Raw genomic sequence first — 23,206 nt, forward strand, 5'->3', positions numbered from 1 at the left:
AGTATTCCCCTACCCACGACCTTGAACCGTATCCGGGGAAGAGAAGAGCGTGCTGGTCTGGGAAATGCCGGTTATGAAGAAGAATACGAGGATAATCGGGATAGTTGCAATCTGAAAAATACCATGAGAATCGGGGACGAGAAATATGCCAGAAGTCTGTATCGGATTTGAAGTGCACCAGCCATTCCGGCTGAACCGGCACTTCTCACCGGATCCAAAGAAGAAAGAAAAGGATCTGGGCACGCTGTATTTTGACGAACTGAACCGTGAAGTGCTGGAAAGGGTTTCGGAAAAGTGCTACCTGCCGGCAACCCGGATTATTTTAGAAAAACTGGATGAGGGGTTCCATTGCGCATTCTCCTTTTCCGGAACACTTATCGAGCAGCTGGAGAAGTGGCAGCCGGATGTCCTGTCCCTCTTCGACCAGGTGGCCCGTCACCGGAATTCCGAGCTGCTCGGGCAGACCTACTACCACAGCATCGCCGGCTGCTTTGGCGACAAATCGGAATTTATCGACCAGGCCGGGATGCACACGGACCTGATGTATGATCTTTTCAGGATCCGGCCGACAGTTTTTGAAAATACTGAATTTACGTTCAACAACCACATCGCCACCTGTGTAAAAGAGATGGGATATGCCGGTGTATTCACCGAAGGCGTAGACCGGGTACTCAACTGGCGCAGCCCGCACCATATTTACACCTGTAACGATATGCCCGTTCTCCTGCGTGATACTCAGCTCTCCGATGATATCGCGTTCCGGTTTGGCAACCAGGGCTGGGACAAGTACCCGCTGACTGCGGATACCTATGCTGACTGGCTTGCCGGCTCATCCGGGGACCTCATCAACATCTTTATCGATTACGAGACCTTCGGGGAGCATTTCTGGAAAGAGACCGGGATCCTTAATTTCCTTTCCTACCTCCCACTGGAGCTGGAGAAACGGGGCGTCAGTACCACCCTGCCCACACAAGCCCTTGATAATTACCCGCCTGTCGGAACGATCGATGTCCACGATACCATATCGTGGGCCGATATCGAGAAGGACGCATCCGCGTGGATGGGTAACGAGCGGCAGCATACTGCATACTCGGCGATCCAGAAAGCGGCGGCCTTTGCCAAAGACAAGGAAATCTGGCGGTATCTCCAGACAAGCGACCACTTCTATTACATGGCCTCCAAGTACGGGACCTGCGGGGAGGTGCACAACTACTTCAGCCACCATGAGGCCGAGGATGCATTCAGGACGTATATGGCGATCCTTGCAGATTTTGAAAACCGGAATATCCGGTTCATGAAGAACAAACGATCCGCAAAGACCCTGCGGACACTGACACCGGAAGAGGCATTTCATTTTGCCTCGCCGTACGGGTTCGTCGGGTACGCAGCCTACAGCCTGGACCAGTTCTGCGACCTGCTCCGGGTGGTGCCGGCCGATTCGATAGCATACCACCAGGAACGCGGGGACATTGCACAGTGGATCGAACATACGCTCCACGATCAAAAGCTGGCCGAAGACGTCATTGGCCGCACGGACCGGCAGGACCTGATTACCGTTATCAACGAGAGAAAGGAATTGTTATGGAGTCGCTTAAAGTAGCATTTTTCTGCTGGGAATCGATGTATGCCGAGCGGGTGGGGGGGCTTGCAAGTGCAGCGACCAACCTCGCAGAAACCCTGGCAAAGAAGCATGAGGTACATTACTTCACCCGGGGTTGGATGCCGGATCAGACAATCAATAACGTCTCGTACCATTACTGCCGGCCTCAGGGAGGCAATACCGTACAGTACTGTGAGGACATGAGCAACCAGATGGTGGAGCAATTCCGAAAGGACGACAAGAAGGAAAAATTCGATATCCTGCACTTCCACGACTGGCACCCGATCCCGGCGCTCCACCGGCTGCAGGACCGGGACACCATCCTCACGTTCCATTCCACGGAATATGGCAGGAATGGCAACCAGTATGGTGACTGGTGGGAGTATAAGGAAATCTCAGGCAAGGAATGGTACGGGGGCCTTGTCGCAAAGCGGGTGACTGCGGTTTCCACGGTCATGAAAAACGAGGTCATGCAGCTCTACAACGTGCCTGACTGGAAATGCGACGTTGTTCCCAATGGTATCGTGCCGCGGCAGTACCGTGCCCAGATCGATGCCGGTGATGTGAAACGGGCATACGGGATCCATCCATATGCCCCCCTCATCCTGTTCATCGGCAGGCTCGTGTACCAGAAAGGCCCGGACCTGCTCATCGAGGCATTAAGAAAGGTATGCCGTGAACGCTGGGATGCAAAAATCATCGTAGCCGGGGATGGGGGTATGCGGCAGTACCTCCAGGACCGTGCACGGGATCTCCCGGTTAATTTCGTGGGCTATATCCCTGATTCGGAATATATCCGTCTTCTGAATGCCTGCGATCTTGTCGTCATCCCCAGCAGGAACGAGCCGTTCGGCCTTGTGCTGCTCGAAGCGTGGAGTGCGGAGAAACCGGTGGTTGCCTGTGATGTCGGGGGCCTTTCGGAGAACATCGACACGTTCGTCAACGGCATCAAGGTACAGCCGGACCCGGACTCGCTCGCATGGGGGATCAGCGCCATGATCGATGATCCCGTGAATGCCCAGGTGCGGGGAAGGCGGGGAAGGACAAAGGTGGACCGGCAGTTCCTCTGGGACCCAATTGCGAACCGGATGACGGACACCTATGCGCGGGTCGGCGGATAAGACCGGAACCGCACATCCGGCGTGAGGTTAAACACGGAAAAACCTGGGGCGCTTTCGCCGATAATGGAACAGGAGGAACCGAAACGAGCTTATTATCCCCTTACAATATGAGCGATATCCGGCTCTCGAACCGGATGGTAATGGCGCCCATGACCCGGTGCCGCGCGATTAAAGGCAGTGTCCCGGGTCCGTTATCCGTTACGTATTATGCCCAGAGAGCCTCGGCCGGTTTGATCATTACCGAGGGTTCGCAGGTCAGCCCGCAGGGTGTCGGCTTTTACCGGACTCCCGGGATTTACAATCCCGAACAGGTTTCCGGCTGGAAAGAGGTGACCGGTGCAGTTCATCGTGCGGGGGGGAAAATTTACCTCCAGCTCTGGCACGTCGGGCGAATGTCGCACCCCGATTTCCTCGGGGGTGCTCTCCCGGTCGCGCCATCGGCCCTTCCGGTCGATGGGGAAATCCATACGCCCCAGGGCAAAAAACCGGTTCCGGTTCCCCGGGCCCTTGAACTTTCAGAGATCCCGGGAATAATACGCCAGTTCAGGGAAGGGGCAGAAAACGCAAAGGCAGCAGGTTTCGATGGTGTTGAGGTCCACGGGGCGAACGGTTACCTGCTGGACCAGTTCCTGAGGGACGGTTCGAACCGGCGGACCGACAACTATGGCGGAAATCTTGCGAACCGCGCACGCCTTCCCCTCATGGTGACCGAAGCAGTGGCCGATGTCTGGGGTGCAAAAAGGGTGGGATACCGGATCTCGCCGCATTTCCTGCTCCACGCCATGTCCGATACCCATCCCCGGGAAACCTTTGCCTACCTGGCACAGGAACTGGGCGGGATAGGCATCGGCTATATCCACCTGGTGGAGCCGATCGGGGGCAGGCTGGGAGCAATACGACCGGAGATGGCGATGGCCCCTCTCATTCGTAAAAAATTTGAAGGGACACTCATCCTGAATGGAGGCTACGACGCGGGAAGCGGAAACGCGGCAATTGAAGACGGCCTTGCCGATCTGATCTCTTTTGGCGTTTTGTTCCTGGCGAACCCCGATCTTCCCGAGCGGTTCAGGAAGGAGGCCCCGCTGAACCGGGAAGACATAGGGACGTATTATACCGGTGAAGAAAAGGGATATACGGATTACCCGGTGCTCGGAAATTAGAAGAGAGGGTTCTTGAAGAAGTCGCGAGGGAACTATCTTGCTGTTTTTTCAACAAATCTCTAACACTTGTGAGTAAATTTCATCCGATAAAAAACAGGTTTTTGTGAAACAAACTCCCGGGTTAAGGTTCTCTCAATTCTCTCTTTTTCAAAATTGTCGTACCGGGCAATTGGTTTTCGGTAATATGCGTACGCAGGTCACGAAAATACACCCCCCGAAGCAGCTAAGAGGATCGAATAATGGTGGGGCGTGGGCTTGACCCTCTTCGGGCAGCGTGAGATTTTCGCAGGTTTCGTGCATGTGGTCTGATACGTTGGCAAAACTTTGGGAAAAACTCATTATTTGCCCGTCAATTCCATTATATAGTTCTATATACCCATTTTTTAATATGGGAATATTTATTAATTAAAAGTAAAATGTAATAATTAACAGAGGTAACGCCAATGGCGGAAACTCATGAACCGGTTGACAACATGATACGTGCGGCATCCGGAGACTGTCACGGGGCCAATCTTAAGAACCTGGAGCAGGAAGTTGACATTATCAAAACTTCCATCATGCGGCTCCTGATGGATATCCGGGAACGGATGAACGATCTCGAAAATCCGTATACCCTGGCCGGTTCAGGTAGTGACGGTGTTGTCCCGGATGGGGCGCCGGACCCTGACGTGGATATCAGCGATGCACGGAAGTCTGCATTAAACGCACGGGAAGCCGCTCTTGATGCCAAAGAATTGGAGATGGATGCGACAAAAGCAAAATTGGATGCAGAAACCCGGAATGAATCACAGAAAAATCAGCCTGAACACGGAGCTCCCCCGGTTAACGGAAATAAGAAGGTTCCTGATGACCGGATGTTTGCACTGCCGAATTCCCGGATTGCCGCCCCTCATAAGCCGGAATCCCTGTCATACCCTTATGCAAACGAGACACTGAGGCTTCAAAAGATCTATCATCTCTTCCAATGGACTCAGCAGTCGGTCAGAAAATTCGGTCACGACCGGCTTGAGATTATGCTCGAATCCTACCGGATCATGGGATACATATCCAAAGCATCAATTGATGAGATCCAGGCGATATCCCGCTTGGTGCCAGGAAATCTTGGTGAAGAAAACGAAGTGGGTCCTGACGAATTTGTATCGGTAATTTATACGCTCAACCGGATACTGACACCAAACGACATCTCCCTTGACCGCGATATGATTGAGGTCATGACGGAGCATCATCAGAAGGAACCGGAGAAACGCATTGTTCTCTCCGACTTCTCACTGGAGCGAGATGAAAAAGTCGTCTCATGATAAACCGAACGTTGATAAATGGATGAACCTCCCTGATAGGATCTGATTTACATCTGCCAGCTGCTCTTTTGCATCGACCGCGGATGCAACAGAACCCCCTCTACGAAACAGGATTCTGAATTAAATGACCCGATATTTACCTTATTTATCGTATCTTTTGTTCCTGTTCCTCGCATCAGTTGTACTTTGCCATCCTGTTCCGGCGGTTCTCCTACCTGTCGCAGATTTTTCAATAACCCCGGAATCAGGAACTGTACCACTGGATGTAAAGATGACTGATTTATCAAAAGGACCCCATTCAACGTGGTTCTGGACGTTTGGTGACGGAGCATTTTCCTATAGCCGGGAACCGGGCCATACCTATACAGAACCTGGTCTCTATACCGTTAGTCTTTTCATTTCGGATAACGAGGGGCATACCAGTTTCAAAAAAAGATATGTTGCTGCCGGATCCAGCTGCTGGACACACCTGGGGGCCTTGTTATCGAACCTGTTTCTCGAACCCGCCCCTTCTGTAACACGTGTGGCAATAGCTGAGAACCAGCCTTTCCAAGGTTATTCTGAAAATCCGCCATCTTTGCATGAGATGCAGGTTCCCCCTCTCATGCAAAGGTTCCTTGCCGAAAGATATACTGTCACCTTTAATCAATCAGGACTTCCACCGGGTTTGAACTGGTCGGTTGTCATGGTTAATAACGATGGAACCCGGCTGGAGAAAATATCATCCACACCGGAAATTTGTTTTTCAGGCATCAGTGGATCCTATACCTATTCAATCCCGCTTGTGAAATTCGGGAAAAAACCTGTGAATATGTCTGCAATACCGTCTTCCGGCCCGGTTGATGTTAACAGGGGGAGTATTGACATTCAATTCTCTCATTTCGAGCCTTCCTGGGCGGGATATATAGCGGCAGCGAATATAACCGATCCCCGGTCAGTTGTGACATCTGTAGGAGGATCATGGATTGTTCCGGAACTTTCGGGTAATACTTCAGATATGACGTCGGTTTTTCAGTGGATAGGAATCGGGGGATTTTTTCCGGGAGATGCCAGTAGCCTGATCCAGACAGGAACAGCGTCCAGTCTCGGCGGACTTTATAGTATGCAATACAATTATGGCTGGATCGAACTTCTCCCGGGTTATTCCGAACCGATCCCATCAGGTTTCGTTATTTTTCCGGGCGATATCATGCGGGCAGAGATTCATGAAGAAAAGCCAGGGACATGGAATATATCCCTGAAAGACCTCACGCGAAACTGGCAATACAAAAGAACCCTTCTTTACAATTCCTCTATGGATAGCGCAGAATGGGTACTTGAAAACCCTTCTTATGTTGGAGAAACGCATGATCTTGCTCATTTCGGGGTCGCAGATTTCGGAACAACATCGCTATCGACGGACGATAATAATGCAACTATCGGTTCAGTGACCGGCCCGATTGGTTCATTCCCTGGTTTCTCAATAACCATGGTATACAATAATACTTCACGGGCAATCCCATCAAAATTATCATCCGGAGGGAATTTCACAATCAGGGGATATAGTGCGAATTAAGGTTCCGTCGGCTCTGTCAACTTGTCAGGGACAATCATTTTTTCCATGATCTGAAAAATATACGATCCCTCAACAAGTTAACAGAATCCAAACCACGCGAGCCTTTACGAAAATGAAAACGCCTGCCATGTCCCGTGCGGAACCAGATTGCCCGCCCGGGACCCGGCTGTCCCGCTGCTATCTGGAAGAAAAGAAAGAAACAATCCCGTAAACATTTCCAGGACCCGCAAGACAGGAATAATTCCCCGGAATACGTCCGGCTGCACAGGATCCGGCAGTTACCGGAGATTATATCTTTCAAACACTGTCACAGTGCATGTAAATACGGCATAGGATTATACGATAGCGTAGTGATACAGCAGCATTCAGTCGCGCCCTCTGAGAAATCAGGGCGGGAGCAACATTATGGAAAACGAGAACCTTTTCATCAGTATCGATTTTGACAAGGGCATTTTCCCCAAAAAAAACACCTGCGATGGTGAAGATATCTCCCCACAGATCCATATCGACCGGATCCATTCCGCGTACCTGGCGGTCATTATCGATGACTGGATCGGACCTTCTGAACGCTTCACCCACTGGCTGATGTGGAATATCGAACCCCGGGCTCTCATACCGGAAAATATTCCTAAGACCCCGGAGATCACCGAGCCATTCCCGGCCGTCCAGGGAACAAACGATTTCGGCACGATCGGGTACCGGGGCCCCTGTCCGCCTCCCGGTGAGACGCACACCTACTACTTCAACGTGTACGGGCTCGATGCGAAACTCGGGATTCCGGCAGGTTCAAAGAGGGAAGTTCTCATGGATGCAATGAAGGGGCATATGGTGCAATACGGCGGCCAGGCAATCGCAACCTACAACCGCTGATGGATTTTCTCATTTTTGGAAAAACGAGCTCTTTTTTGAAGCGGGCATTCCTTTGCCGGTGAAGATAAGCGCACCGGAATTTCATACTGCACTATCCCCGGGCGTGGATAACCCCGTTCGTTTCTTAAAAAAAATGCTCTGGAGAAAACCTGTTTTTACATTTGTGCGAGCCCCCCTCTTCGCGCCAATGCGTCCCCCGAGGGGGGCAGGAAGCACACGCGATGCTTTTCGTAGTACCTGGGTCAGGGGTATGCCTGAGTACGGGTAATACAGCGCTATCACAACCGGGGATGCCACAAGCATGCGGGGGCGAAGGCAAAAATTGCCGGAGAACTGAAAAGAAGCGATTATACAATCTGTTCATGGATTTCTCCGGAGCACAAAAAGAAACCGGGGATTTGACGGGCCCGGTCACTTGCCGGTCGATTTCCACCGGGTATACCAGGATGCATCATTGCGATATATCCTGTCAATAAGTTTCATTGCCTGCAAGGCATCGTGGGAGGTCCCGTTTTGTGGCTTTGCGTCGTTCCTGATGCAATCGATAAAATCGTCAACCTCGCGTTCCCACGAGGCATCCGTATCAAAAGAGGTGATCGATTCATCGGGACTGCCGGTAGCATTGTTCCCGTTCCCGGAGTGCCGCCGCGCAACGATCAGTTTTTCTTCCGGCCCGTACCTGCCGGTCGGGGAGAGGGATCCCTCGACAATAATGTACCCGTTCTCAAGACAGATTTCGAAGGTGTACGTATCCTTCCAGTGCGTCGACGAGGCATGGACCATCGCGATCTGGTTTTGGCGGTTGCGCAGCAGGGCAAATGCATTGTCTTCCAGGGAAATGTTCCAGAACGAGGTGGACACGAAGCTCTTTACTTCGGTAAAGTCGCCGGCAAAATACCGGAACAGGTCGATCATGTGGATTCCCTGGTCGAGCAGGATCCCGCCACCCGCCCATTCGCGGTTGCTCCGCCATATGCTCTCGAAATCCCTGCCGCCGGATTTCCCGTAAATTCCTCTCATCCACAGGATTTTCCCGCAGGTACCGGTTTCAGTCATTTCTTTTGCTTTCAACACGGCCGCGTGGAACCGGTGGTTGAACCCGAACCTGAGTACGAGTCCTTTGTTCTTTTTTTCCGCCGCGATAATATCCTGCATGTCTTTTACCGACCTGCCCGGAGGGATCTCGCAAAAGACGTGTTTTCCCCGGTTCAGGGCATCGATCACGACCCTCGGCCGGTATTTATTCTGGGGAGCGACAAAGACCGCATCGACACCGGAATCGAGGAGCTTCCGGTAATCTTCGTAATAGCTATAGTTCTCAGTCCGCGGTATGTTCGGCCGGTGGGCATCGCTGAGCGCGACCAGGTTCAGCGCCGGGTGTTTCTCCGCTATCGCTTTCCGGATCAGCCCCATGCTGCCAGTGCCTATTATCCCGACATTGATCCTGTCCTGCATAACCCACAACCCCTCGACATGAGGGAATTAACCCGACATGAAATATTCCTGTTCCCGGGGCATTCCCGGGATGTTCATGGTTTCTTCACGTAAAAAAACCCCGACAAATCTGCCCGTTTTTTTTAAAGGCCCATCATCAGCATATGCTCTGGTTTTCATAGAAAAACCATGGCAATACACCGGAAACCCTCAACGACCTACGGGAAGGGATGCCCTCCCGGTTTTTATGACGGCTATCCGGCAGTCCGTCCCCGTCTTGCGGGAGAAAGAAGGTGGATCTTTTTTCCCTACTCGCGCGATTCGAAATATTTCAGGGCTGCAGGTACATGGTTTTTTACTTCTTCGAAGAAATACTTCACAATTTTCTTGTCTGAATCCGCTATGGAACCATTGATGGTGACAATCAGCCAGTTCGGCAGGTCCGGGTTCTTGTCAAGGACATTCATTATCACTACAACAGCTTCATCCACATCAACCTTTGTTTTCCATCGGTACGGCATACATCATCCCTCCTCTTTATCTTCAGCAGTTTACTCCGGTCTCTTTTTCACGGCCGTATCAAAGACCATCCAGTTCCTTTCCCATTCGGGATTTTTCGATTTGAGCATCGTGAGCACTTTGCCCTTGATCTCCCGGGTCGAGATGCCGTCAATGGCATTCTTCTCGATCTCATGGGCGATCGTTCGTGCAATATCAGGCGATGCACCGGTCTTTATGGCACTCACTACGATCTTTTCAACTACGAACAGTTCTTTGCGGCCATCCCTCTTCTTTACAGTGACCATGATCCAGTTTCCTCCGGTTACTCAAAGCAGGAATAATCGTTTCAATGACGATTCTTCGCCCCGGTTTTTTTAAGGTTCTTCCTGAAATGCATGTCAGGTTTACCATTTTTTCACATGGCGCAGTCGTCTTCTCTTCAATAACCGGGTTTTTAAGAGAAGTACGACTGGCTCGTCGAATGCGAAATTGATCCTGCGCAGGGAGAAATCGCCCTCCTGCAATTGAGCACTCACCATGGCATATCATAGAATTTATCCCGACTATCATCTTTTGAGACATAATTTGAAACAACCGTGTTTCTGGATACCTTCAAAATCTTCACGAACCTCGCCGGACTTTTTTATAAAAGTCCGATAACCTTATCAGACATTTTCCTGAAAAAAAGATTGTCGCTTCGTTTGATCGAAAAAACAGTATCGGTAAAGCCAGAACGGGTATGGTAAACCGGAATGGGACTAATTTTTTACCGGGCTGGAACACCTGGTAAAAATAAGGGTAATTTTCTGCTCTGGAGAAAACGTTTTTTTTAAGAGATACAGCCCCCCTTTGCGCCAGCCCTGCTCCCAAAGGGGAGCGGGGGCGTAAGCGATGCCTTTGTATTACCTGCAAAAAAAAAACAACCATCTTTCCCTTTTTGTGGTGAAGGTACTACTGGACTATCGCCAGCCGGGGGATGCCAAAGCGGCGGGGGCTTCAGCCCCCAAGAGCGTATTTCCCAAAAAAAGATCACTTCGGATGGCCACAAACGAGAATGAGGGTAATGGTCTGTTCGCTCCCGGCTGATAATGCCTCCTGCATCAGGTGCTCACAGGATGCCTCCACATTCTCCCCGTTCTCGTGGACGATCTCTGCGATCCGTTCTTTCCCGACAAGGTCATGAAGTCCGCCGGAACTCAGGAGCAGGAAAATATCCCGCATATTTACCGCAACAAATTCAGACTCCATCAGGATTCGCGGTTCCCCCAGAGTATGGGAGATCATGTTCGTCCGTTTTCTCTCTTCGCCGGGGTCTCCGAGGAGAACCCCGAGGCCGTCCGGTCGGCCGGATAACGGATAATCCCGGGGGGCAAAAACACCATCGGGGGTGATAAGACAGGCATACCCTTCGCCGGTATCGAGAAGCGTGCAGTCCAGTGCATCGTCGATGAGGCAGGCGCTCAGGTACGTACCGTTCATGGACCGTCCCGGTGACGTCGTTGCATGCGCACTGATCCTGGCATCGCTCTCATGCAGGGCCGCTATAATGGCTGCTGCCGGAGAATCCCCCTGAGCCTGCACGGATTGCCTGAGGCTGGAAATAGCGATATCGCCTGCAAAACCCCCGTCGGCAGGATCCGACAATCCCTCAGCTATCCCAAAGACATGGTATTTCCCAATTTTCTCGGCACAGAAAGCGTCATTGTTGGTTGCGCTGACACCCCGATCCGACAGAGCAAAGAAATGCAAAGGAGCCATAGTCCAAAGAGGGTTATCCGGAATATTAATTTTTATGATGCGGCAATCCCTCTCCCGGAATCCGGCCGGTACGGGAATCGCAAAAGCCGGGGTGAAATCTACCGGAAACTATATCTCCCGCCCGCAAGGTAACTTAAAAACCCCGAATGCGTTTCTTTTCTGTTCCCCCCTTTCCGGCTCTGATATGCCGGGCGGCTGGCAATCGGTTCTTCCATCCTTTCAATAAATTATATCCTGACCGGCAACGCATCAGACCCTGAGAAAAAAGTTGATCTGATGCCGGGAGAAAAAGGATTCCATGAAACAAAAGTCGATTACCGGAAGATGGGAATCGATGAACTGGTCGAAATCCTGAACGCAGATATCACTAACGGATTATCGGCAGCGGATTACAGGAAACGGGTCCGGGAATACGGATACAACGAGGTAACCGGGAAAAAAGCCAATCCTTATATCAGTTTTTTAAAAAAATTCTGGGGCCCGACCGCGTGGATGCTCGAAGCGGTAGTGGTACTCTCGCTCGTCCTGAGGAATTATCCCGATGTATACATCGTCGTGGCATTGCTGCTTTTAAACGCCATACTCGGTTTTTTCCAGGAACAGCGGGCATCGGGCGCTGTAGATACGTTAAAACAAAAACTGAGAGTAAATGCCCGGGCGTTGCGGGATGGTACCTGGCAAATTATACCTGCGAGAGATCTGGTGCCGGGAGATATCGTCAGGATACGGGCCGGGGATTTTGTCCCTGCCGATGTGAAATTGCTGGAAGGACAAATCGAAGTCGATCAATCGGCCCTGACCGGTGAATCCCTCACGGTTATAAAAGAAAAGTCCGGTATGCTTTTTTCAGGCTCTGTCGTCAAATCCGGTGAAGCGAATACACTTGTCGTGTTGACGGGAAACAAAACGTATTTCGGGAAAACGATAGAACTCGTTTCGTTCGCGAGACCGAGACTCCACACAGAAGAGGTCATATCCCAGATTGTGACGTGGCTGCTTGTCATCGTGGGAATATCCCTGGCTGTTGCGTTCGTCGTGTCTGCACTGGCAGGGATAAACCTGTTACATGTCGTCCCCCTTGCGCTGGTGCTCCTGGCTTCTTCCATACCGGTCGCGCTGCCTGCCATGTTCACGATAAGTATGGCGATAGGATCGATGGACCTTGTCAAACGCGGCGTGCTGGTGACACGACTGAGTGCGTCGGAAGACGCTGCCACGATGGATACCCTGTGCACCGATAAAACCGGCACGATAACGATGAATAAACTTTCAGTTGCCGGCATTATCCCGATGAACGGGCATGGTGAAAACGACGTCCTGAAGTACGGTGCCCTGGCCTCCCGGGAAGCAAACCACGACCCGATAGATCTTGCGTTCATTTCTGCGGCAGCCGGTCGCAACGTTTCGACGGAAGGTTTCATCCAGAAGTCATTTACCCCCTTCGATCCGAAAACGAGAAGGACAGAAACGGTCGTAGAAGAAAAGGGCGAAAAAACCTTCAGGGTTGTAAAAGGAGCCGTTCGCATTGTCGCGGATCTCGCCGGGGCCGATGCGAATGCGCTCAGTGTGCAGACCTGCGAATATGCGTCGAAGGGGTACAGGACACTGGCTGTTGCAACGGGAGACGACGAGAAATCCTTAAAGATTGTCGGGCTTGTCGCACTGTACGACCAGCCACGACCAGATGCAAAAAAACTGCTGGGCGAGCTCAGGGATCTCGGGATATCTGTCAAGATGCTTACCGGCGATGCCCTCCCGATAGCACAAGAAACTGCACGGCAGGTCGGCCTGTCGGATGCCATAACGACCTCGGCGGAATTCGAAAAAACGCTGGAAACCGATCCGGACAAGGCCTCACGGATCGCCGAGAAGAGCGACGGGTTCGCCGAAATATATCCTGACGATAAATATTCGATAGTAAAAAGCCTGCAGAGACAGGGCCATATCGTTGGCATGACGGGAGACGGTGTCAACGATGCATCCTCGTTAAAACAGGCCGAAGTCGGGATAGCCGTCAGCAGTGCGACAGATGTTGCAAAAGGTGCGGCAAGTGCCGTTTTAACAGGAGAAGGACTGGGAAATATTGTCGATCTTGTCCACGCGGGAAGGATGATGCACCAGAGAATACTGACGTGGATCTTCAACAAAGTCGTCAAGACATTCCAGATAGTTGTTTTCGTCGTTGTGGCATTTCTGCTGACAGGTCAGTTCATCGTTTCAGTATTCGATGTTGTACTTTTGCTCTTCGTCATAGATTTCGTAACTCTCTCAATATCTACGGATAATGTAAGAGGGTCGCTGAAACCGGATACGTGGGATATATCGGGTCTTGTTACCTCCTCCCTGGTACTGGGTGTACTCGTTGTCCTGGAGTCCCTCGCCATTCTTTTTACCGGGTTGGGGCCCCTTGGCCTTGCAAAAGACTATGACTCACTCAACACGTTCTCCTTTGCCATCCTTTTCTACTTTGGCATGCTCACCGTCTTTATTGTGAGGGAAAGAGGGCATTTCTGGAACTCATTCCCGAGCATGTCGCTTTTTGCCATAACCCTCCTTGACATGATCGCGGTAACATTTCTTGTCACCATCGGAATTCCCGGGCTCAAACCTATTCCGATCATCGATACCCTGACGGTTATAGGGATGTCCGTTGTCTTCTGTTTCGGGGTAAATGATTTCGTCAAATATTTCATGTTCAAACCGGGGAAGCGAAAAACCGTGAACCCCGGTACCTGATCCTTCGGGGTGGCATCCGGCGGGTACATTTAACCGCGAAAAATATGCTGCCGACATAAACAAATCTCCCCTGAAATGTTTATTTTTAGCAGTGTTTGAAAAATAAAAACACCCTTAGTGCTCAAAAAATGTACCCGGTTTCCTTTTATCCGGAAAGGAATGTCGCAATGATCCAGAATTCCAGGGGAGTTTCCCGTTTCTCCGGAACGCTTGAGAAAAATCCGGCCCGGAATCCGGATCCCGTCTTCAACAGGCAGGGGGTCATCAGACGTTGACAAAGAGCCCTGTGCCGTCAATCCTGACCGGGAATACCTGCGCATCGTACGTTTTTACCGGTGCCATGATCTCCGCGATACGGGCCATCATTTTCTGGAATTCGGGAGGAAGGTTCTCTGCTCCTTCCATCTTAGCCTCAACCGGCCCGGAGATCTTCTTTCCCGTCGTGACATCAAACTGCGAGAGGTGGAGAGGGCAGGTGACGATCGTCCCTTTTAGCGTCCCCATGGAGAGGGAGGCGTTCATATGGGGACACCGGTCGCCGATTGCGTAGAACTTTCCGTTAACATTTACGATACACACCTCTTTTCCCCCGGCCTCGACGTGTTTCATAGTCCCGGGAGGGATCCCGCTTGTTGTTGCAACTTCGACAAAACTCATGACGATTCACCTTTTGGACGTATTTTCCTTTCATGCCAATAATCTGGTCTGGACGGTTACATCAGCAGTTGATTTGAAAAACATGTACACTTTCAGAGAGTGGTTCTCGACCTCAGATACAACAGCACCGTAGTTGCTTTTTAACCCCGGATGCGACACGGAAAAATTGCGTGAAAAATCAAAAAGAAGAGGCATACATCCCCCGATCTACCGCGCCTGGACCGCGAGAGGAACAGTTTCCCGGATATGTTCTTCCTGCCGGGCGAACAAAGGCCGCACCGGCGCAGGCATGCAGACCGAATTCCAGTACGAAAGATTATTCATGCACCCGGGGTCCGGGGCGTTCAGGTTCCCGTAGTACGCCCATGCACGGGCACGGCACCCGCCGCATACCAGCTTGTTCTCACAGGTTGCACAGTGCCCCTCGAGGGAACTGCGGTCCCTGAGCTGCTGGAGTACCTCTGCCTCGTGCCAGATTTCGAGGAACTTTTTCTCTTTCACGTTTCCTACCGTAACCGGCAGGAAAACGCACGGCTGCACATCCCCGTCCGGTTCGATCGAACAATACAGCCTCCCGGCCCCGCATCCCCCGATGAAATCCGCCAGCATCCGCGTGCGGCCCTGGAGGCCGTTCCCGGAATGGAAATGGCCTACCGGGACGCCGTTACTCTCATCGTCCGAGAGCGCCACACGGGCAAATTGCGGTGCGGTGGAGAGAATCTCCGGCATCGCCCCGTCCTTGTCTTTTGTCAGGATAAACCTGAGAAGATCCTCGCGCTGGCAGGGCGTGATATCTTTATCGGCCATTTCAATGCCGCGACCGGTCGGGATAAAATTGAAGCACATGAGACGCTGCACGCCGAGTTTCTTGGCGAGCTCGTGGATCTCGGCGACCTGGTCATAATTTTCACGGGTCACCGTGGTTGCAATACAGCTGTAAATCCCCTCGGCCACGCAATTTTTAATGCCTTCCACGCTGCGGTCGAATGCCCCGCTGATCCCCCTCATGGCGTCATGACTTGCAGCGTCCATGCCGTCTATGGATACTTCCACGTAATCGACACCGGCATCGTGCAGCTTTTTTGCCACCTCGGGCGTGACAAGGGTTCCGTTGCTCGCAAGGGCGACATAGAGATCGTGCTGGTGGGCATAGAGAGCGATCTCAAAGAAATCTTTTCTCATCAGGGGTTCACCCCCCGAAAAAGCGATAACGACTACCCCTGCATCAGATAATTGATCGACGAGATTCTTTGCCTCTTGTGTCGTAAGCTCGCCGGGCAGTGCCTTCTGCGCATCCTGGTAGCAGTGCTTGCACTGCAGGTTACACATGTGGGTAAAATCCCAGACAACCAGGAACGGTGCGTTGACGATTTGCGGCCGGGTTATGCCATATCGCGCGATGCCGCCAAGGACATTGACAAGTCCGCGTTTGAAGACCGTTTCTGCGAGGCCCTGCCTGATTTCGGCCTCGTTCACCCCGAACAGATGGCTGCTCTTGCGTATGGTATACCCCACGATCTTCCCGGCCAGCCGGCATTTCCAGCAGAGATCTTTTTCTGTCCCAAGATATGCATCGATTGCGTTTGACAGGCGGTTGCCGCATTCATCGTTCGTTGCAACAAAATTCAGAAGTGAAAGCGATACCGGGTTTCCAAGCCACCGCTCGACCGCCGCCATTGCAGTTGTTATATCGTCAGACATAGCAGTACCTCTCCGAAAAGATTTTGGTTTTCCCCTCAATCCCCTGTTCAGATATAGGTAGGGACTATTTTCAAAATATGAAACACATTTTTTCACATTCATGTCCGGCATGCCGCTTTCCTGTGCACGGTGGTAATCCCACGTTATCCGTTGGTGCTTGGGACTCCTGTCATCATGAAACAATATATCAGAATCTAAAAAAAAGGATCCGGCAACCCATCGACCATATTTTGGCCGCAGTTCCGGCATACGCGCTTCGGGAAAAGGGCATAGGAAATAGTCTGCATCCTCGCAAAATCACTACGATCAGCAAACATTATCGCCTTTTGACAGGTACCAGCCTTTCCCGGGTTCTCCTGTCCGGCAGGCTCTTCTTTTGCCACGGTTTTCCCGGCAATCTGCTTACCATAACTATGATTAGGGAACGCGAGAATACCAGTCCGGTACGTGTTACCGGTTCCCGTTGTTCCTTGCCTGAGGGCAAAAAGGTTGTATCGGTTTTACGGATAATGCCACGAGGGTGTAAAAATGTATTGCCGCTCAACGCTGGATAAAACTGGCAAAACTGTTCGCAAGACGGATACCGGAATACTTTCTTCGAAGGGATTCCCTGCACGGTGAAGTAGAATGCCCGTGATGATGATACGAGGCGGCGATCTCGATCTTGTGGAGTACGAGTTCCGGACATTCCTTCCCGGCGAGATCACAAAAACGCTCGGCCTTGAGAAAAATACCTACCGGCTGCGCCCGAAAAAGGGCAAAGTCGTGGTAAAGGCACCGGCCCGGATCCACCTGTCCGTCCTTGACATGAACCGGTTCGCCCCGGATCATGCCGGCGGCGGGGGGATCGGCTTTGCCATCCAGTGCTACTGCACCGCCGAAGTGGAATGCACCCGGCAGGGCCTCTTTATCGATTACGACCGGTCCGCCATCATCGAGAACTTTGTCGCCGTCTTTAACAAGGCCGTCGGCTACACCGGCGGTTTTAAGATCAAAGCGACCGACCACGAGAGAAAGCATGTCGGTCTCGGCTCCACGAGCACCGTGATGATCGCGGCGGCAACGGCCTTGAACGAGGCGGTCGGTTCTCCGCTCACGAACGCGGAGCTGCGGGCCCTTATCGGGCACAACTATGTGGAGGAGACCGCCGAGGGCACCATCGCGTTTGGCTTCGAGACCGGGGTCGGGCCGGCGGCCAGCACCCATGGCGGCATGGCGGTGATGGGCGACGAGCTCGTGCTCGTGTACCACCACCCGTTCGCGGAAGGAAAGAACGTCTTTATCGTTGTCCCGCCCACCGACATCTCGTCGGCCGGCACGAAGGAGTTCGACCTCCTCATGAACCGGGCGAGGACGCTTGACTACCGGGACCGGGAGCTCAAGGCGTACCTCTTTATGATGGATTTTATCCCGGCGCTCGAACACAACGACCTCAAAAAGATCGGGGACGTCGTCTGGGAGATAGAGTTCCGGGGTTCCAAGCGGGCCGAGGTCGAACACCACAGCTACCGGATCTACCAGTACATGAGCATGCTCCGCGAGGCCGGCCTCGAGTTTGTCGGCATGAGCTCGGTCGGGCCGTCGATTGCGATCGTGACTGCCAGAACCAAAAAAGAGATCCAGAAGGTCCTGTCGCCTCTGGGTCTCAAAATAGCGATAGCAACAAAGGTCGACAACAACGGCATGACCGTTACCTTGCGAAAAACAGGCTTAGGCGCCCCGTGAGGCACGGGGGCCCGAAGTGCTTTTTTTTGCTCTCTGGAGAAATCCATGAGCAGGTTGTATGAACGCTTCTTTTCAGGTCTCCGGCAATTTTTGCCTTCGCCGCCGCACGCTTGTGGCATCCCCGGTTGTGATAGCACTGTATTACCCGTACTCAGGCATGCCTCCGACGCAGGTAATAGGGAAGCATCGCATGTGCTTCCTGCCCCCCTCGGAGGACAGGTGGCGCGAAGAGGGGGGCTCGCACAAATGTAAAAACAGGTTTTCTCCAGCACATTTTTTTTGAATTTTCACCCGTCTTTTCCCGGGGATGGCAGGGCGGTACAACCCGGAAAAAATGCGAAAACGTTACTGGGTTTCGCCTTTTTTCTTCTGCCAGTATGCATTGACGAGCCCGGCGAGAAGGACGAGGATCGTGCCCACTGTCACGATAAGCACGAGAAGGAGAAGCAGGTTCATGTTCTCTTTTACGATGGGAAGCCGGCCGAGGTAATAGCCGGAGAGCACCACGGCGAGCGTCCATGCGACAGCGCCGAGCACGTTATAGAAGAGGAACCGGTGGTACTCCATCGTCCCGACACCGGCAAGGAACGGTGCAAACGACCGTACAACCGGTACGAACCGGGAGACAAAGATGGTCGCACCGCCGTACTTCTCGTAGAATGAGTACGTCTTGTCGAGGTATTCCTTTTTTACAAAGTTCGGGAACCGTTCCCTGAAAACATGCAGCCCGATATAGCTGCCCAGCCAGTAATTGACCGTGTCCCCGCAGACCGCCCCGAGGATGAAGACGGCAATCAGGAGGTGGAGGTTTAAAATGCCGCCTGCCGCGACCGCCCCGGCAACAAAGAGCAGGGAGTCCCCGGGGAGGAACGGGGTGACGACTAAGCCGGTCTCAAAAAAGATGATGGCAAAGAGCAGCAGGTACGTCCACAGGCCGTACGCATGCACTACGGCAGACAGGTGCTGGTCAAGGTGAAAAATGAGGCCGACAAGCGATTGAATCATGAATGGTACAGATATTGGACAAACTGCCTATATCAACATGAGGCACTGCCGGGTTCGTTCCTGCCCGAAAGCCGGGAAACAATGGTGTAACCTATATCATAAAAAACCAAACCGGGTACCAGTGTACCCGTTATGCGCCACGTGATCACCATGCTGTTTCCTGCCCGAACCCTGCACCCTGCGTTGGTGTGCGTCATCATCTGCATAGCATTGTTCATCGTTGCCCCGGCAGGGGCGTTCACGGCGGATTCCCTCAACATCACCGTTGCCGCAAATGGCGATGCGACTGCCTCCTTCCGGTTCACCCTTGACGGCGTGATCGAGAATGCAATCCCCCTCTCCCTCCTCCAGGACCAGCTGGTAAAGGGACTTGCCACCAGTTCCGATCCGCCGCAGGTCATCTCGTTTGACAAGTCGGAGGCGACACTGCTCCTGAAAAATTTTGCCGTAACAAACGATGTGCCGACCGGGACAGAGTACCGGACTGCTCCCATGGATTTCAAAAAAGCCCAGATCGCCCTTGAGAATTCCGCCGTCAGTACGGTCATCTCTGCCGATTTTTCACCGAAGATCATATCGGTGACCTTCCCGGACGGGTATTCCAGCCAGCTCACCGGTTCTTCGGTCCTGCCCAGCATTACCCACACGGTCATCGATCCAACAAAAGCCGCCGCATCGGCCATGAACGCGTCGGCCACGGGCGCACTAGAGATCAATTCCTCCCCGGAGATCGTGCGCGTGTATATCGATGGTACTTATGCAGGGGAGAGTCCGGGACCGTTTACCGGGATTATGCCGGGCGGGCACGAGGTCATGCTGGAGGCCGACGGGTATCTCACGCTCACAAAGACGGTCATGGTAAATGCCAGTGAAACGACGACGCTTTCGGAAGTGCTGGACGCCGCTGCGACACCCACAAGGAAAGCCAACGCACCGGATGCAGGAGCGGTGTTTTTCGCTGTCGCTCTTGCCGGGTGCGGCGTGGCGGCCCGGCGCAGGAAATAAAATCCGGTTTTTAAACTGGATGGACTTCAATTGCAGGGTACGGCTGCATCATCACCGGCGCCCGTAACAGGGAACTTCTATTCCTATAGTGCGTGTTTTTGCAAGGAGTCCAAAAACGACCTGCACCGTACCGTATGATGCCAGGCTGTCAAACCTGAAAACGGCCAAAGACCCGGTTTGTAAAAAAAAAGCTCCGTAGAAATCCTAAAATGTGATTTGTAAGTACGCTCCCGGGGGCTAAAGCCCCCGCACGTGCTCGTGGTGGAACACGACAGAAGAACGAGGACTCGCCCCCTCCACCCCCTCGCGCTCGTCGGGTGGCACCGCTACACCCGTCTCGCGAGGAGGGGAACAATCCAAAAGGTCCGGGCACGTTCACCTGGTCAAATGTATACATTTAACGACGGTGAATTATTTTCAATTTTTTCCCGGTCTGTTTGTGTATATTCTACAAAAGCAAAAAAAAGTAAAGATTATGTTTTAGCGCCGTGACCGGATCGCAAAGATGCCGAGCACGACAAAGGCGCCAAAGGCGGCAAACGGAAGGCTGCCTGACTGGGTCGGGGCGGGCGAGACCGGTGCGGCCGTCGTCATTTCGGTCATCGTGCCTGCCGGGGCGGTCGCATTACCCTGCACCGCAGGGGTGCCGGCTGCCGCGAGCGGTACAAGGGTCACCGGGATATCCACGGTCTGGTTCGCTGCCGGGTACTGCGTTATGTTTGCCGTATAGACGTCATAGCCGGCTGCCTGGACGGTGACCGTGCGGTAGGGTGTGCCGGTCGTGTACACGGGTACCGCGAGCTGGCCGTCGGTAATGACACCCTTGTAATCCGAATCGAAGGAGACGTTTGCCCCTTCAACGTTAGCCGTGACAAGGTAGGTGCCCATGTCGCCGCCGATGAGCTGGGGTGCGGTCGTTGTGTTCGCGGCAACCGTCTGGTTGCTGTCCGTTACGGCTGCCAGGGCACAGCCGGGCAGCGCGATGCATACAAACAGGACAAGAAGGAATAACTTCTTCATACAATCACTCCATGTGAGGAAGAAAAGAAGGTCGTTGCGCCATTTAATAATTCCTTCTTGATACAACGGGATTTGGCAATATAACCCGGAATTTCAGGGAGTTTTTGTAAACGTGGCTGAAATCTCGGCCCGGGGGAGCGGTCTCCCGCGCACCGTCATCGTCCAGCGCCGCGTCGTGCACCCTCCGGGTTTGAGTCCGAAAAACAGCGCGAGCACCTCCTCTTCGGAGAAGTAGTGGGTCGCGATCCCGTTCCTGCGCTCAAACGTGCCCGGCTCTGTTTCGCACCCGGTCCCTGCCCGGAAATCCTCGCCGGAAAAACCGGAGAAGTACAGGGTGCCCCCGGTTCTCATCACCCGGGCAGCCTCTTGTGCGCAGCGGGCACGCCCCTCCGCTGCCAGGTGGCCGATCACGTGGAAGGCGACGACGGCGTCGAACGAGGCGTCCGCAAACGGCAGGCTCCGGGCATCGGCAAGGGCAAACTGCCCGCCCGGACGCCGGGAAGCGGGAGACCGGCACAGCCTGACTGCCGAGGCCGAGAGATCGATCCCGACCAGATCGCATCCCCTTTCGATAAGGGAGCGGCTGGTCTTCCCGTTCCCGCAGCCGAGTTCGAGCACGTGCATGCCGCACTCAAGCGGCGGCAGGTGGTGGACTGCCCCGCCCCAGACCCGCCCCTTCCGGGAATACTCGTTCTCCCAGCAGTCCGCATCACGGTCCCGGCTCATCGAGAATTGCTCCCTCTCCTCCCTGTACAGCCCCGCCATCGATCGGCAAAAATTATTCGAGGAAGTGGTGGGTCAGGTTCATCACATCGCGGTACGGGATGACGCCGGTAAGACGGTTATCGTCATCGGTGACCGGCAGGGCCCGGAAGCCGTAGCGCTCGAACTCCTGCGAGGCCTCCTTGAGCGTGCTCCCCGTGTTTAAGGTGATCACGTTCTCGGACATGATCGAGGCAAGGGATGCCTTGTCATCGGCGATCAGCAGCTCCTTGAGGTCGACGACCCCGAGCAGGTGTTCGCTTGCGTCCACCACGTAGATGTACATGATGACATCCTTGCCCCTTGCATGCTTCGGGTAATCGTTCTGCACGTACTCGACCACGGTATCCGGCAGGAATTTGAGGATCTTCTGGGTGGTGTAGTGGATCACCTTTTCCTCCTGCCTCTCCATGATTGCCCGCACCTTCTTTGCCGTATCTGGGTTGAGGGCCTCAAGGATATCCTCTGCCTGCGAATGGGGGATGGCAGAGAGGACATCGGCTGCCTGGCCGGGGGTCATGGTGCTGATGAGGGGGACCACTTTTGCGATATCGAGCGATGCGATGATGTCCCGCTGGACATTGGGCTCGATCTCTTCAAGCGTATCTGACGCGTGCTCGTTTTCGAGCGAGGCAAAGACCGCCACCCGCTGGTCGTGATCGAGCTCCTCGATGATATCCGCAAGGTCGACCGGGTGGATCTCCGCGAGGTTCTCTTTTAAGACCTTGAGCTTCACGTCGCCCTTGAAACTGCCGATGTTCGTGGGGAGGGGCTGGATATAGGTCCATGAGATCATCTGGTCGTCCTTGGCATCGGGAGAGACGATCTTTGCAAGCCTCCCGAGGCCAAAGCGCCTCAGCCGTGCGGACTTTCCCGTGTCCACGTCAGTCACGTAGAGTTTTTTGTTCCTCTGGAGAAGGCGTATATCGTACACCACCTCCACTTCGCTCTCCTCCAGATCGAGGACTTTCTTGTCCATCACGTAGTCCTTGAGGAGGATTGCATCCTCGGCCGGCTTTCCCTCGTACGGTTCAAGAGCGGGGATATCGATATCGATACGGTGCCCGGCCAGATCCACTACGTTCTCCCAGGGGATGATCAGGCCGGGGTACCCGAACGACCGCGTAACATACAGCGATTTTACCTCGGGGATCCGGGCGGTTTCCACGACAATAAGGTCGCTTAAGATGCCGGTCTTTTTCCCCCTGATCATGACCGGGACATTCAGGATCTCGGAAAGGAAGATCTCCCGGTCCGTGGTCTTTGCCGTACCGGCGGCAGTTCCGTTCTGCGCCATT

The 23,206-nt window shown here is 53.3% G+C and carries 19 protein-coding genes; 9 read left to right on the forward strand and 10 right to left on the reverse strand.

What is annotated here, in order from left to right; all coding sequences use genetic code 11:
- Positions 1-145: 145 nt before the first annotated feature.
- The 6 genes from ACLQMU_RS07095 to ACLQMU_RS07120 all read left to right on the forward strand — a co-directional run bounded on the left by ACLQMU_RS07095 (position 146) and on the right by ACLQMU_RS07120 (position 7,604).
- Positions 146-1,600: an alpha-amylase gene (locus ACLQMU_RS07095; RefSeq protein WP_422150090.1), complete on the forward strand. Its 1,455-nt coding sequence runs from the start codon at positions 146-148 to the stop codon at positions 1,598-1,600.
- Positions 1,582-2,721 (forward strand): glycosyltransferase family 4 protein, encoded by a 1,140-nt coding sequence (locus tag ACLQMU_RS07100; RefSeq protein ID WP_424038956.1) that lies wholly within the window; start codon positions 1,582-1,584, stop codon positions 2,719-2,721. The genes ACLQMU_RS07095 and ACLQMU_RS07100 overlap by 19 nt, the downstream gene beginning before the upstream one ends.
- Before the next feature lie 14 nt (positions 2,722-2,735).
- Positions 2,736-3,881, forward strand: a complete 1,146-nt coding sequence (locus tag ACLQMU_RS07105; protein ID WP_422150103.1) for an alkene reductase — start codon at positions 2,736-2,738, stop codon at positions 3,879-3,881.
- A 443-nt stretch (positions 3,882-4,324) separates the two neighbouring features.
- Positions 4,325-5,179, forward strand: coding sequence for a hypothetical protein (locus ACLQMU_RS07110; RefSeq protein ID WP_424038955.1), 855 nt, complete (start codon positions 4,325-4,327; stop codon positions 5,177-5,179).
- Between the two features lie 124 nt (positions 5,180-5,303).
- Positions 5,304-6,734, forward strand: coding sequence for a G1 family glutamic endopeptidase (locus tag ACLQMU_RS07115; RefSeq protein WP_422150093.1), 1,431 nt, complete (start codon positions 5,304-5,306; stop codon positions 6,732-6,734).
- 405 nt (positions 6,735-7,139) lie between these two features.
- Positions 7,140-7,604 (forward strand): YbhB/YbcL family Raf kinase inhibitor-like protein, encoded by a 465-nt coding sequence (locus tag ACLQMU_RS07120; protein ID WP_422150094.1) that lies wholly within the window; start codon positions 7,140-7,142, stop codon positions 7,602-7,604.
- Positions 7,605-8,015: 411 nt separating this feature from the next.
- Here the strand turns inward: ACLQMU_RS07120 and ACLQMU_RS07125 are convergent, their stop codons facing one another.
- The 4 genes from ACLQMU_RS07125 to ACLQMU_RS07140 form a co-directional block, all read right to left on the reverse strand.
- Positions 8,016-9,059 (reverse strand): Gfo/Idh/MocA family protein, encoded by a 1,044-nt coding sequence (locus ACLQMU_RS07125; protein WP_422150095.1) that lies wholly within the window; start codon positions 9,057-9,059, stop codon positions 8,016-8,018.
- 287 nt (positions 9,060-9,346) lie between these two features.
- On the reverse strand, positions 9,347-9,559 hold the full coding sequence (locus ACLQMU_RS07130; protein ID WP_422150096.1) for a hypothetical protein: 213 nt from the start codon (positions 9,557-9,559) through the stop codon (positions 9,347-9,349).
- Positions 9,560-9,589: 30 nt separating this feature from the next.
- The gene (locus ACLQMU_RS07135; protein ID WP_422150097.1) at positions 9,590-9,844 is read right to left on the reverse strand and encodes an ATP cone domain-containing protein; all 255 of its coding nucleotides are present in this window, start codon (positions 9,842-9,844) and stop codon (positions 9,590-9,592) included.
- A gap of 724 nt (positions 9,845-10,568) precedes the next feature.
- Positions 10,569-11,297 (reverse strand): PP2C family protein-serine/threonine phosphatase, encoded by a 729-nt coding sequence (locus ACLQMU_RS07140; RefSeq protein ID WP_422150098.1) that lies wholly within the window; start codon positions 11,295-11,297, stop codon positions 10,569-10,571.
- 276 nt (positions 11,298-11,573) lie between these two features.
- Between ACLQMU_RS07140 and ACLQMU_RS07145 the strand changes: the two genes are divergently transcribed.
- Positions 11,574-14,033 carry a plasma-membrane proton-efflux P-type ATPase gene (locus ACLQMU_RS07145; protein WP_424040724.1) on the forward strand — a complete coding sequence of 820 codons (2,460 nt, stop codon included), beginning with the start codon at positions 11,574-11,576 and terminating at the stop codon, positions 14,031-14,033.
- A gap of 264 nt (positions 14,034-14,297) precedes the next feature.
- Here ACLQMU_RS07145 and ACLQMU_RS07150 read toward each other — a convergent pair whose 3' ends face one another.
- Together ACLQMU_RS07150 and ACLQMU_RS07155 are read right to left on the reverse strand one after the other, a co-directional pair.
- Positions 14,298-14,690 (reverse strand): Rieske (2Fe-2S) protein, encoded by a 393-nt coding sequence (locus ACLQMU_RS07150; protein WP_422150100.1) that lies wholly within the window; start codon positions 14,688-14,690, stop codon positions 14,298-14,300.
- Between the two features lie 207 nt (positions 14,691-14,897).
- Positions 14,898-16,391, reverse strand: coding sequence for a radical SAM protein (locus tag ACLQMU_RS07155; RefSeq protein WP_422150101.1), 1,494 nt, complete (start codon positions 16,389-16,391; stop codon positions 14,898-14,900).
- A 627-nt stretch (positions 16,392-17,018) separates the two neighbouring features.
- Between ACLQMU_RS07155 and ACLQMU_RS07160 the strand changes: the two genes are divergently transcribed.
- Positions 17,019-18,116: a GHMP family kinase ATP-binding protein gene (locus tag ACLQMU_RS07160; RefSeq protein WP_422150258.1), complete on the forward strand. Its 1,098-nt coding sequence runs from the start codon at positions 17,019-17,021 to the stop codon at positions 18,114-18,116.
- 345 nt (positions 18,117-18,461) lie between these two features.
- Here ACLQMU_RS07160 and ACLQMU_RS07165 read toward each other — a convergent pair whose 3' ends face one another.
- On the reverse strand, positions 18,462-19,121 hold the full coding sequence (locus ACLQMU_RS07165; protein WP_422148960.1) for a VTT domain-containing protein: 660 nt from the start codon (positions 19,119-19,121) through the stop codon (positions 18,462-18,464).
- A 186-nt stretch (positions 19,122-19,307) separates the two neighbouring features.
- On the opposite strand from ACLQMU_RS07165, the gene ACLQMU_RS07170 reads away from it, so the two are divergent.
- Positions 19,308-20,126 (forward strand): PEGA domain-containing protein, encoded by an 819-nt coding sequence (locus tag ACLQMU_RS07170; RefSeq protein WP_424040727.1) that lies wholly within the window; start codon positions 19,308-19,310, stop codon positions 20,124-20,126.
- Between the two features lie 480 nt (positions 20,127-20,606).
- On the opposite strand, the gene ACLQMU_RS07175 is transcribed toward ACLQMU_RS07170, so the two are convergent.
- From ACLQMU_RS07175 to ACLQMU_RS07185, 3 genes are all read right to left on the reverse strand, one after another.
- On the reverse strand, positions 20,607-21,146 hold the full coding sequence (locus tag ACLQMU_RS07175; protein WP_424040729.1) for a hypothetical protein: 540 nt from the start codon (positions 21,144-21,146) through the stop codon (positions 20,607-20,609).
- A 93-nt stretch (positions 21,147-21,239) separates the two neighbouring features.
- On the reverse strand, positions 21,240-21,872 hold the full coding sequence (locus tag ACLQMU_RS07180) for a class I SAM-dependent methyltransferase (protein WP_422148957.1): 633 nt from the start codon (positions 21,870-21,872) through the stop codon (positions 21,240-21,242).
- A gap of 52 nt (positions 21,873-21,924) precedes the next feature.
- Positions 21,925-23,205, reverse strand: a complete 1,281-nt coding sequence (locus ACLQMU_RS07185) for a magnesium transporter MgtE N-terminal domain-containing protein (protein ID WP_422148956.1) — start codon at positions 23,203-23,205, stop codon at positions 21,925-21,927.
- Position 23,206 lies beyond the last annotated feature (1 nt).

The sequence above is a fragment of the Methanoregula sp. genome (genome assembly GCF_052325125.1).
In the GTDB taxonomy this organism is placed as follows: domain Archaea; phylum Halobacteriota; class Methanomicrobia; order Methanomicrobiales; family Methanospirillaceae; genus Methanoregula.